Origin of the sequence: Streptomyces sp. 378 (assembly GCF_030124145.1) — a bacterium.
Lineage (GTDB): Bacteria > Actinomycetota > Actinomycetes > Streptomycetales > Streptomycetaceae > Streptomyces.
In genome coordinates this window covers 173,201-184,620 of sequence record NZ_JASKMS010000004.1, presented here as the reverse complement: position 1 = coordinate 184,620, position 11,420 = coordinate 173,201, and the positions used below count along the sequence as shown (strand labels likewise).

11 protein-coding genes are annotated in these 11,420 nt (G+C 73.0%); 4 read left to right on the top strand and 7 right to left on the bottom strand.

Annotated elements, in window-relative coordinates; translation table 11 throughout:
* Window positions 1-126 precede the first annotated feature (126 nt).
* Window positions 127-1,281: an acyltransferase family protein gene (locus QNO09_RS07835; protein ID WP_502962260.1), complete on the top strand. Its 1,155-nt coding sequence runs from the start codon at window positions 127-129 to the stop codon at window positions 1,279-1,281.
* A gap of 63 nt (window positions 1,282-1,344) precedes the next feature.
* Window positions 1,345-2,262, top strand: coding sequence for a class I SAM-dependent methyltransferase (locus QNO09_RS07830; protein WP_283969328.1), 918 nt, complete (start codon window positions 1,345-1,347; stop codon window positions 2,260-2,262).
* Between the two features lie 56 nt (window positions 2,263-2,318).
* Here QNO09_RS07830 and leuE read toward each other — a convergent pair whose 3' ends face one another.
* Both leuE and QNO09_RS07820 read right to left on the bottom strand, forming a co-directional pair.
* Window positions 2,319-2,966 carry a leucine efflux protein LeuE gene (gene leuE / locus QNO09_RS07825; RefSeq protein WP_283969327.1) on the bottom strand — a complete coding sequence of 216 codons (648 nt, stop codon included), beginning with the start codon at window positions 2,964-2,966 and terminating at the stop codon, window positions 2,319-2,321.
* 62 nt (window positions 2,967-3,028) lie between these two features.
* On the bottom strand, window positions 3,029-4,609 hold the full coding sequence (locus QNO09_RS07820; protein WP_283969326.1) for an acyl-CoA mutase large subunit family protein: 1,581 nt from the start codon (window positions 4,607-4,609) through the stop codon (window positions 3,029-3,031).
* 142 nt (window positions 4,610-4,751) lie between these two features.
* Between QNO09_RS07820 and QNO09_RS07815 the strand changes: the two genes are divergently transcribed.
* Window positions 4,752-5,606: a L,D-transpeptidase family protein gene (locus tag QNO09_RS07815; protein ID WP_283969325.1), complete on the top strand. Its 855-nt coding sequence runs from the start codon at window positions 4,752-4,754 to the stop codon at window positions 5,604-5,606.
* A gap of 158 nt (window positions 5,607-5,764) precedes the next feature.
* On the opposite strand, the gene QNO09_RS07810 is transcribed toward QNO09_RS07815, so the two are convergent.
* The 4 genes from QNO09_RS07810 to QNO09_RS07795 all read right to left on the bottom strand — a co-directional run bounded on the left by QNO09_RS07810 (window position 5,765) and on the right by QNO09_RS07795 (window position 9,483).
* Window positions 5,765-6,862: a hypothetical protein gene (locus QNO09_RS07810; protein ID WP_283969324.1), complete on the bottom strand. Its 1,098-nt coding sequence runs from the start codon at window positions 6,860-6,862 to the stop codon at window positions 5,765-5,767.
* Window positions 6,862-7,536 (bottom strand): RNA polymerase sigma factor, encoded by a 675-nt coding sequence (locus QNO09_RS07805; RefSeq protein ID WP_283969323.1) that lies wholly within the window; start codon window positions 7,534-7,536, stop codon window positions 6,862-6,864. Before QNO09_RS07805 ends, QNO09_RS07810 begins: the two co-directional genes overlap by 1 nt.
* Window positions 7,537-7,920: 384 nt before the next feature.
* Window positions 7,921-8,709, bottom strand: a complete 789-nt coding sequence (locus QNO09_RS07800) for a hypothetical protein (protein WP_283969322.1) — start codon at window positions 8,707-8,709, stop codon at window positions 7,921-7,923.
* Between the two features lie 156 nt (window positions 8,710-8,865).
* Window positions 8,866-9,483, bottom strand: a complete 618-nt coding sequence (locus QNO09_RS07795; protein WP_283969321.1) for an RNA polymerase sigma factor — start codon at window positions 9,481-9,483, stop codon at window positions 8,866-8,868.
* A 216-nt stretch (window positions 9,484-9,699) separates the two neighbouring features.
* Here QNO09_RS07795 and QNO09_RS07790 point away from each other — a divergent pair, with 216 nt between their 5' ends.
* Window positions 9,700-10,914, top strand: coding sequence for an N-acetylmuramoyl-L-alanine amidase (locus tag QNO09_RS07790; protein WP_283969320.1), 1,215 nt, complete (start codon window positions 9,700-9,702; stop codon window positions 10,912-10,914).
* Window positions 10,915-10,916: 2 nt separating this feature from the next.
* On the opposite strand, the gene QNO09_RS07785 is transcribed toward QNO09_RS07790, so the two are convergent.
* A complete protein-coding gene (locus QNO09_RS07785; RefSeq protein ID WP_283969319.1) occupies window positions 10,917-11,312 on the bottom strand; it encodes a hypothetical protein in 396 nt (131 codons plus the stop codon).
* Window positions 11,313-11,420: the final 108 nt, after the last annotated feature.

Here is an 11,420-nt window from a genome sequence, read left to right as displayed (position 1 = left end):
ATGGAGTCCGGCGGGCGAAGCCTGTCGCCATCGAACGAAATTGCGTCAACTCTCGTCCTAGGGTGGCAGGCGCCCGCCCACGGGCGGCGCAGCGAAGGACATACGAACCACACAGAGGTTTTCAGCGTGACCGAGACGGTCGTCAGCACCCGCAAGCCCCGGCCCGGCGTCGCCGTGCTGGTCGAACCACCGGGCGCCACGACCGTCCCACGGCGCGAAAAGGACTCCGGCGGGCGGCTGCGCGCCCTCGACGGGCTGCGGCTGCTGGCCGCGCTGATGGTGGCGCTGTACCACTACGGCGGGCGCGGCGGTGAGGTCGCCCAGGCCTGGGGCAGCTCGCCGAGGGACCAGTTCCCGACCCTGCACTCGCTGTTCGCCTACGGCTGCCTCGGCGTCCAGGTCTTCTTCGTGATCAGCGGGTTCGTGATCTGCATGAGCGGCTGGGGCCGGCCCCTGAAGTCGTTCTTCGCCTCCCGCGCCTCCCGGCTGCTGCCCGCCTACTGGGCGGCGGTGCTCATCGTCACGGCGGTGTTCGCGCTGCCGGTGGTGGCCTACAAGGCGGTCTCGCCCAGCGACGCCCTGGTCAACCTGACCATGCTGCAGATGCCGCTCGGCGTGGACCGGGTGCTCGGCGTGTGCTGGACCCTGTGGGCCGAGGTCCGCTTCTACGCCCTGTTCGCGCTGTGCGTGGTGCTGCCCGGGGCGAACCGCCGCCGGGTGATCACGTTCTGCGCGGGGTGGACGCTGGCGGCGGTGATCGCCGAGAACGCGAACATGCCGCTGCTCGACATCGTCCTGATGCCCGAGTACGCGCCCTTCTTCATCGGCGGCGTCGGCCTCTACCTCGTGCACCGCGACCGGCGGGACGTCTACGGGTGGGGCATCGTGGCCGTCAGCTGGCTGATCGGCCAGCACTACGCGGTGCAGGACCTCTGGCACGCCCCCGACCCGGAGGCCTTCTCCTACCGCTCCGCGTTCGGGATCATCGCCGTCGTGACGTTCGGCTTCGTGGCGGTCGCCGCGATCGCGCTGGGGCTGCTCAACCGGGTGAACTGGCGGTGGCTGACGGTCGCGGGGGCGCTGACGTACCCCTTCTACCTCGTCCACGAGCACCTCGGCTGGGTGGTGATCCACGCCCTGCACCGCGGTCTGGGACTGGCGTCCGGGGGGACGTTCGCGCTGACCGTGGCGTCAATGCTGCTGCTGGCGTGGTTGCTGAACAAATATGTGGAAAAGCCGCTGACGCCCCGGCTGCGGGCGGCGCTGGCGAAGGCCCGCTGATCCGTTCAGAGGACGTTCAACCGGTCGTCTGTTCGGGCAACGCTCACAGAGAGGGCTCGTCTCGTGACCAACGCACAAGCGACCGACAGGCACCCGGGTGAACTCGCCGACGTCCCCGGCTGGTTCCCGGCGCTGGACCAGCTGCTGTTCACCTGGTTCCTGGACCGGCAGAAGACGGCCGGGACGAAGGGGGACCTGCTGGAACTCGGCGTCTACATGGGCAAGAGCGCGATCCTCCTCGGCCACCACCTCGCGGACGGCGAGCGGTTCACCGTCTGCGACCTCTTCGAGGGCGACGCCCCGGACGGGGCCAACCAGGCGGAGGCGGCCAAGTCGTACGCCTCGCTGACCCAGCAGGCGTTCGAGCGGAACTACCTCTCCTTCCACGACACCCTGCCGACGGTGATCACCGGCCCCAGTTCCCTGGTGTCCGAGAGGGTGGCCCCCGGCACCTGCCGCTTCGTCCACATCGACGCCTCGCACCTGTACGAGCACGTGTACGGAGACATCGGCGCGGCCCACGACCTCCTGCTGCCCGAGGGCATCGTCGTCCTCGACGACTTCCGTTCCGAGCACACCCCGGGTGTCTCGGTCGCCGCCTGGGAGGCCGTCCTCAACCGCGGTCTGCGCCCGATCTGCCTCAGCACGCAGAAGATGTACGCCACCTGGGGTGATCCCGGGCCGCTCCAGGAGGAGCTGCTGGAGATGCTGCGGCAGCGCACGGACGTCGGGCTGAGCGTGCAGGAGGCGGCCGGGCACCGGCTGGTCCGGGTCCGTTCCCGGAAGATGGAGCCACCGTCCTTCCCTCGCTCACGGCACTACGTGGAGCCCGTGCCCGTGCAGGCCCGTCCCGAGGTCAGCGAGTCCCGTGCGGCACGCCCGGCCCGTCCCGCCCCGTCCCGGGCCCGTCGGCTCGCCAAAGACCTGCTGCCGCCCCTGGTGACCCGGGCCGTACGGCGGGCTCGCGCGAAACGGGCCTGACGCGCCGGACGGCGTCACCTACCCGACCCGCTTCGGCCGGTGCCGGCACGACTGCCCTACGAACTCGCCAGGGACAGCTTCACCGCGAAGCCCAGGAACAGCGCGCCCGCCGCCGAGGTCGCCCCCGCCGACAGGCGCCTGCGGCGGCGGAAGACCGCGGCCAGCCGGGTGCCGCCGAAGATCAGCGCGCTCAGGTAGAGCACGCTGGCGAACTGGGCGAGGACGCCGAGGACGACGAAGGACAGGGCCGGGTAGGCGTACGCCGGGTCCACGAACTGCACGAAGAAGGCGACGAAGAACAGGATCGCCTTGGGGTTGAACAGGCTGACGACGAAGGCGCGGCGGAAGGGCCGCTCCTCGGCGGGCGCGGGAGTCTCACCGTCGGCGGTCCGCTCGGCCCGCGTCCGCCACATGCCCCACGCGGCCCGCAGCATGCCGATGGCCAGCCACGTCAGATATCCGGCCCCCGCGTACTGCACCACGGCGAACAGCACGGCGTTCGCCTGCAGCAGCGAGGCGACCCCGGCCGCGGACAGCGTCATCAGCACCGCGTCACCGCACCAGACGCCGGCGGAGGCGGTGTACCCGGCACGCACGCCGCGCCGGGCGGCCACGGACAGCACGTACAGCGAGTTGGGGCCGGGCAGCAGAATGATCAGGACGAGGCCCGCCAGATAGGTGGGCAGATCGACGACACCGAGCATGCGAAGGAGTGTCGCACGCGGGTCCGACAGCCGGGTAGGACGTGCGGGACGCTCCCCGCCGGTCAGAAGGCGTCCGACGGGACGTGCTTCCCCCACACCTGGCGCAGGGCGTCGCAGACCTCGCCGACGGTGGCCCGGGCGCGCAGGGCCTCCTTCATCGGGTAGAGGACGTTGTCGTCGCCTTCGGCGGCCTTCTTCATCGCGGCCAGTGCGGTGTCGACGGCCGGCTGGTCGCGCTGCGCGCGCAGTGCCGCCAGGCGTTCGGCCTGGCGGGCCTCGATGGCGGGGGCGACGCGCAGGGGTTCGTAGGGTTCTTCCTCGTCGAGGCGGAAGCGGTTGACGCCGACCACGACCCGTTCGCCCGAGTCGGTCTGCTGGGCGATGCGGTAGGCGTTGCGTTCGATCTCGTTCTTCTGGAAGCCCCGCTCGATGGCCTCGACGGCGCCGCCCAGTTCCTCGACCTTGGTCATCAGCTCCACGGCGGCGGCCTCGACGTCGTCGGTCATCCTCTCGACGGCGTAGGACCCGGCGAACGGGTCGACGGTGGCGGTGACGTCGGTTTCGTGGGCGAGGACCTGCTGGGTGCGCAACGCCAGCCGCGCGGACTTGTCGGTGGGCAGGGCGAGGGCCTCGTCGAAGGAGTTGGTGTGCAGTGACTGTGTGCCGCCCAGCACCGCCGCCAGCCCCTGCACCGCCACCCGGACCAGGTTCACCGCCGGCTGCTGGGCCGTCAGCTGCACCCCGGCCGTCTGCGTGTGGAAACGCAGCATCAGCGACTTCGGGTTCGTCGCGCCGAACTCCTCGCGCATCACCCGCGACCAGATCCGCCGCGCGGCACGGAACTTGGCGACCTCCTCCAGGATCGTGGTGCGGGCCACGAAGAAGAACGACAGCCGCGGCGCGAAGTCGTCGACGTCCATACCGGCCGCGACCGCCGTGCGCACGTACTCGATGCCGTCGGCCAGGGTGAAGGCGATCTCCTGCGCGGGCGAAGCCCCCGCCTCGGCCATGTGGTAGCCGGAGATCGAGATGGTGTTCCACCTCGGGATCTCGGCCCGGCAGTACTGGAAGATGTCCGCGACCAGCCGCAGCGACGGCTTGGGCGGGAAGATGTACGTCCCGCGCGCGATGTACTCCTTCAGCACGTCGTTCTGGATCGTCCCGGTCAGCCGATCCGCGCTGACGCCCTGCTCCTCGGCGACGAGCTGGTACATCAGCAGCAGCAGAGCCGCCGGGGCGTTGATCGTCATCGACGTCGACACCTGATCCAGCGGAATCCCGCCGAACAGCACCCGCATGTCCTCGACCGAGTCGACCGCCACCCCCACCCTGCCGACCTCCCCGTGCGCGATCGCCGCGTCGGAGTCGTGGCCCATCTGCGTGGGCAGGTCGAACGCCACCGACAGACCCGTCGTCCCGTGCGCGATCAGCTGCCGGTAGCGGGCGTTGGACTCCGCCGCCGTACCGAACCCCGCGTACTGGCGCATCGTCCACGGACGGCCCGTGTACATCGACGGATACACCCCCCGCGTGTACGGGTACGCCCCCGGCTCCCCCAGCCTCTCCGCCGGATCCCAGCCCTCCAGGGCCCCCGGCCCGTAGACCGGTTCGATGGGCAGTCCGGACTCCGACTCACGCGCCATGGTGGGTTGCCTCCCGCAGAGCAGTGACCTCGCTCACCACGATGCCCCCTGGTTCGCGGCGGGTCACGCCCGGGGAAGCATCTGGAGGTGACAACCGGGCGGACCGGTGAGACGAGTGGGGGGCCGTGTGCGTAGGACGGGCATGGAGAGAGCGTGCGCAGCGGGACTCGCCGTGGCGGCCGTGCTGACCGGCTGCACGGTGCAGGCCCCCGACGGCGAGGACAAGGGCCGCTCGCCGGTGCACATCGAGCTGCCCGGCACCCCGTCCCCGGGCCGCACGGCGGCCGGTGGCGACCGTGACGGCGGCGGGCCGAGCGCCGCGCCACCGTCCGGCGACGACAAGCCCGGTGCCGCCCCGGCCCCGCCCCGCGTGCTGTGGTCCCGCGGTGACACCGGCCGGGACGTCCGGGAACTCCAGGCCAGGCTGCGGCAGGTCGCCTGGCTGTTCGAGGGGCCGACCGGGACGTACGACGAGCCGACGGAGCGGGCGGTCAGCGGCTTCCAGGGCAAGCGCGGGCTGCCGCGCACCGGGAAGGCCGACGCCGTCACCTGGCGGCGGCTGCTGCGCATGACGCGGGAGCCGGGCCGCTGGGATCTGTATCTGATGGGCGGCCAGCCGGCCGACCCGCCGGACCCGCGCTGCCGAACGGGCCGGGTGCTGTGCATCGACAAGACCAGCCGGACGTTGCGCTGGATGGTCGACGGGCGAACGGTGTCGACGATGGCGGTCCGCTTCGGCGCGCAGTACACGCCGACCCGGGAGGGCGTCTTCTCCGTCTACTGGAAGTCCCGCGACCACGTCTCGACGCTCTACGACTCGCCCATGCCCTACGCGATGTTCTTCAGCGGCGGCCAGGCCGTGCACTTCTCGGCGGACTTCGCCGCCCGGGGCTACGCGGGCGCCTCGCACGGCTGCGTCAACGTACGGGACGAGGCGGCGATCGCCGAGCTGTTCGCGCGGGTCCGCGACGGCGACAGAGTCGTCGTGTCCTGGTGACGGCGGAAGAGGGGAGTCAGGGGCGCGGGCGGGACCGGGGGAACGTGTCCCGCCCGCGCTCAGGTGCACGAGCCGTAGGTACGGGGGGAACCCCGGCTCTGTGCGACGGCCGATGACCAGTCGGCTCACTCATTACTGCGCCGGGGCGGCCGAAAACGTCACACCTTCGGCCAGAAGTTTTCCGCAGCGTGCGAAACCGCAGGTCGCAGGGGTGCGAGGGAGTGCCCGGTGCGGCTGTGGCCGGCGTCGGTCCTCTTCGCCCCGTCCTGTCGACCGGCCTGCCGGTCGGCCTTCCGCTCGGCTTTCCGCTCGGCCTTGCGCTCGGCCTTCCGCTCGGCCTTGTCCGCCTCGCGGTCCTGGCCGCGGTCCCGCTCCCCGTCCCGGCCCTTGCCGTGGCCCTTCCCCTGCCTCTGCCCCTGCCCCGTGCCCTTCTCGTCCGGCTCGCCGGAGCGGGGATCGGCCATGAACAGGACGCCCTTGCAGTACTTCCACACGCGCGTGCCGCCCGCCGCGTCCCGCAGGGCGCGCCTGCGGTCGTCGTCCAGGCGCTTGCCGTCGCGCAGGTCGCGGCAGGCCTGGGCGATCGCCTCGCGGCTGTCGGGGCGGTCCTCCCGGGCGTCGGCGCCGCCTTTGCCGGTGGTGTCCTCGCGGGTCCCGTTCCGCCCGGGGTCACCGGCGCCGCCCGTCGCGGCGCTGTTCGGGGCATCGTCGCCGGGAGCCGCCTCGCCCTGCCCGGAGTCGGTCGGCGAGGGTGAGACCAGGGGGCGCTCGGGAGGAGTGGTGGCGGCCGAGACGGAGGCACCGGGGTCGGTCTCGTCGCCGCCGAACGGTGCTCCCAGGACTCCGGTTCCGGCCACGACGGCGACTCCGCCGACCGTGCCGACGGCCAGTGAGGCGGCCAGCGCCAGGCCGGCCGGACGGACCCCGCGGGAGCGCCGGACGCCACCCGGACCGCCGACGCGCGCGGTTCCGATCCGGACCAGCCCGGCGTCGGCGGTCCTGGCGGGGGCCTGTTCACGAGTGGCGGTGGAGGCGGTCACGGCGTCGGCGCGGGCCTTGCGGAAAGCGGCTACCGCGGCTGCCTCACCGGGGAGTTCCTCGCTGGTCGGCGGGTGTGGCACGGACAGCGCGCCGAGTGTCCTGGCGAGCCGTTCGGCCTCGCCGCGGTGGGCGCCGTCGACAGCTTCCGGTGGCTCTCCGCTCAGCAAACGCTCCGCCGTTTCGCGGTCCAGCCACCTGTACTGCTCGTCGGCCATCACACATCCTTCTGCGTCCGCGTCACGCTACGCGTCACACCTGCGGACGTCACGGCACCGCCGCGCGGTTCTCTCTGGGGCGGCAGGGCATCGAGCACCCCGGCCGATTCCGGATCCGCCTGCGGATCGTCGCCGAGCAGTTCGGCGAGCCGCTTCAGGCCCCGGTGCGCCGCCGTACGGACCGCGCCCGGGCGCTTGCCGAGCGTCTCGGCGGCGGTCTTCGCGTCGAGCCCCACCACCACGCGCAGCACGACCGCCTCGGCCTGGTCCTGGGGCAGTCGGGAGATCAGGGAGAACGCGCCGTCGGTGGCGAGCGCCTCGATGGCCTCGCCGGCGGTGTCGGACTCGGCCGGCCGGCCGGTCAGTTCGGTCTCGTCCCCGCCGATCGCGGGCCTTCGCCCGCGCATGCGTATGTGGTCCAGCGCGCGGTTGCGGGCGATCCGGGCGGCCCAGCCGCGGAACCGGTCCGCGTCGCCGGTGAACCGCTCCAGATCGCGGGCTATCTGCAGCCACGCCTCGGACGTCACGTCCTCGGCGTCAGGGTCGCCGACCAACGTCCGTACGTACCCGAGCAGCCGCGGATGCACGGTGCGGTACACAGTCCGGAACGCGTCTTCCTCTCCGTCCTGTGCCGCGCGCACCGCTGCGGTCAGCTCCGCGTCGTCCCCCAGCACCGCGCGCCCTTCTGCGCCTCGACCGGCGCCGCTCGCGCGGACCGGGTTCTCGCCGTCGTGGTTGCCCAATAGGTGGTTGCGGTTACAAGACCGCAGGTGGCTGCGGTGGTCTTGCCGCCTTCGCCGTTGGCGCGAATGGCACGTTACGACCTGAAACCACTCCCCGTCCATGTCCGCCCGGGATGCAACTAAGCCGTGACGCGGCGGGGTGTGACAGAAAACGCACCCCGCGCGCTGTAGGGGATACGGGCCGCCGCGCGGCCCGTGCCGCGCGACGGCCGGGGCCTCTCCTGTGGGGGGTGGCGGCTCCGGCCGTTGCCATGGCGGGTACCGCCGGGTCCGCAGCACCGCTGAGCGGTGCCGACCGGCGCTCGCGGAAATCTCCTACCGGTGACGGCCCTTGGGCTGGGAGCGCTCGGAGTCGCTCCGGTTCTTGCCCGTTCCGTTGCCCGGCTCACCGCTCCCGGCGTTGTCCGGCCGGTTCGCCCCGCCCTTGTCCGCGGTGGAAGAGCCGCCGCGGCCGGGGTCGCCGTTCCCGGAGCCACCGCTCCCGCTCTTGGGCTCGGCCAGTTGTCCGGCGCAGTACGCCGTGACGTTCCTCTCACCGCCCGCGGCGGTCGCCAGACGCTGCCAGGCCGTCGCTTCCATGGCCTCGCCGCGCCCCCCGGCCCGCTCATAGGCGCGGCAGTGGGCCTCGGTGTCCTGCGCGGGGGACGGCCGGCCGGGGTGGGCCGGGGCCGAGCCGCTGCCGGTGCCGGGGCTGTGACCGCCGGGGGGAGGCTTCCCGGCCGGGTCGTGCGGGGCGCTGCTCGGGGCGGGCTTGCGGTCGGGGGCGTCCGTGGTGCCCTCCTCCGGCGACCCCGCCACGCCGATCGCCGCCACGGCGACACCGCCCAGCGTGAGACTGGCGACCAGGACGGAGAGCGTGGTCTTCAGGGACCGGCCCAGGTGCCGCCGCTCCCCGGCCCGCCAGTCGTCCCGGCGGTGGCCGCGGGTGCGCAGGCCCTCGGCGTCCCGGGCGGCCCGGAAGGCGGCCACGGCCCGCTGCTCGGCCTCGGCGTCGACACCGTCCCTGACGAGGGAGGCGATGAGCAGCGCCTCGACGTCGGAGTCCAGGAGGGCGTGACGGGAACCACGGCCGGACAGCCCGCCGCCGCTCTGCCGTTCACCCATGTCCGTATCCGTCCCTGCTCGATTCGATCGATCCGTCCGCCCCGGTGGGGCCGCCCGGGCCGCCGGGTCCCACCAGTACGTCCCGCCGGTCGGCCCTGTTCAGGGCGCCAAGTCCGCGCGACCCGCCCGGACCGTGAGCGAAACCGCCGGTTCCGCTCATGTCGACTCACCCAGCGTCCGGGGGGCTTCATCCGTCACACTCTCCGCGCCCAGCTGCCCGGCGAGGCGTTTCAGGCCCCGGTGGGCGGCCGTACGGACCGCGCCCGGCCGCTTGCCCAGGACCCGCGCGGCGGCCGGGCCGTCGAGGCCGACCACGACACGCAGCAGCACGGCCTCGGCCTGGTCGCGCGGCAGCCCACGGACCAGCTCCAGGGCGCGCTCGGTGGACAGGGCCTCCAGCGCCTGGTCGTGCGTGCTCTGCGGCCCGGGCAGTTCCAGGACGTCCTGCTCCAGCGCGGACGACCGGGGCCGTACCCGCTGCCGGCGCAGGTGGTCCAGCGCCCGGTGCCGGGCGATGGTCGCCGTCCAGCCCCGGAAGCCGGCCCCGTCGCCCCGGAACCGGCCGAGGTCCCGGGCGATCTCCAGCCAGGCGTCGGACGCCACGTCCTCCGCGTCGTCCCCGACCAGACCGCGCAGATAGCCGAGCAGACCGGGCTGCACGAACCGGTAGGCGACCGCGAAGGCCGCCTCGTCACCCTGCTGGGCCCGCGCGACGGCCGCGCCCAGTTCCCCGTCGTACGCCTGCCCGCGCCGGGGTTCCGCTCCCTGACCCAAGTACCGTCCTCGTCCGTGCCGAGTGCGCGCCCTCCCACGGTGATCAGCGCCGGTCCGCGCGGAAGTGTCACAGCGCGCCGGATGCGGGGGGCCCACGACCGTTCGGGTCAACCCGGCCCGCCGTCCTCGGGAGCCCGGCGCCGCGGAGGTTTCGGCCGAGTTCGCCACCGGGGAGCTCTGCTCGCGATGCAACCGCCCACGAAAGGCGAGTGCCGTATGACACCCCGCCTCCTGCGCACCGCCGTCGCCACCGTCCTGGCCCTCGGTGCCCTCGGCCTGAACCAGCCCGCCCGGGCCTCCTCCTCGGACGGTGTGCACACGCTCCGCGTGCCGGACGGCGACCCGCACGAGCAGTCCCTCGCCCCGCGCACCACCGAGCCGTTCAGCCTGCTCGGCATCACCTGGGACGACCCGCACGAGGCCCTGGACGGCACCGCCTACGTGCGCACCCGCACGCGCGAGAGCGGCGCCTGGAGCACGTGGCGCCCCCTGGAGACCGACGTCCGGACGCCCGAGGCCGGCCCCGACCGTGACCGGGCCGGGGTGCGCGGCAGCACCCAGCCGCTGTGGACCGGGCCCTCGGACGGCGTCCAGGTGCGGGTCTCGGGCTCGCGCCTGCCGGCGGGGCTGCGCGTCGAACTGGTCGACCCCGAGGCCGGGTCGGGCACCGTGCACACCTCGGTCGTCGGGCCGGAGGAGGTCGGGCCGGCCGCCGGGCCGCTCGCCGCCGAGCGGCCCGTCGTGACCTCGCGCTCCTCCTGGGGCGCCGACGAGTCCCTGGTCAAGGACCCGCCCACCTACACCGGTGACACCCAGGCGATGTTCGTCCACCACACGGCGGGCACCAACGACTACACGTGCTCCGAGTCGGCGTCGATCGTGCGCGGCGTCTTCCTCTACCACGTGATGAGCAACGGCTGGAACGACATCGGCTACCACTTCCTCGTCGACAAGTGCGGCACCGTGTTCGAGGGCCGTGCGGGCGGCATCGACAAGCCCGTCCTCGGCGCGCACACCTTCGGGTTCAACACCGCCACCAGCAGCGTCTCGGTGCTCGGCGAATACTCCACGGCCGTCACCGGCGCCGTCGTGCGCGAGTCGGTCGCGAAGGTCGCGGCCTGGAAACTCGGCCTCTACGGCCACGACCCGGCCGGGACGGTCGTGCTGACCTCCGGTGCCGACAACGGTAAGTACAAACTGGGGCAGAAAGTAACGTTCTCCCGCATCTCCGGCCACCGCGACGGCTACCCGACCGCGTGCCCCGGGCAGTACCTCTACGACGACCTGCCCGAGATCCGCACCCTGGCCGCGAACGCCGCCAAGCCCGCCGAGACCGCCCCGGAGCCACCGGGACTCCGGGACGAGGGCGTGGACGAAGACGAGGACGAGGACGAGGACGAGGACGAGGACGAGGACGTGCTCGCGCACTGACGCTAACGCCGGGGCGCGGCCCTCCCCGCGTCCCGGCACAGCAGCCGGAGCGATCCATGGCCCGCGTAGCAGCGGCGGGCCTCCTCGATGGGGTCCCACAGGCGCCCGTCGGGGGTGCGGATCCAGTGGTCTCCGCCGGTCGCCCACCACTCGGCGCCCGTCTGACGCGCCATCACCTCACCGGCGTAGGCCCCGAAGCCGCGCAGCACCTCCTGGACGGCGGCGTCGGGCGCTCCTTCCCGCCGTATCCCCTCGATCATCCGGTCGATGCTCCACAGGCTCTGCTCCGAGTAGTCGAGGCGCAGCCGTGCTCCCCCGCGCATCGTCGCCACCGTGTCCGCCGCCCACCGCCGCGGCTTGGCAGCCGCCGACGGCCTGGTCTCCGCTTGAGTCGTCACATCCCGGAAAGCGCTGCGGCGAAGCGTTTCGTCACCCGGAACCGGCGGCTCCCCCGAAGCGGCGCAGGACCGCCCCACCTTGCTCAAGGGACAGTCACAGGACTCTTC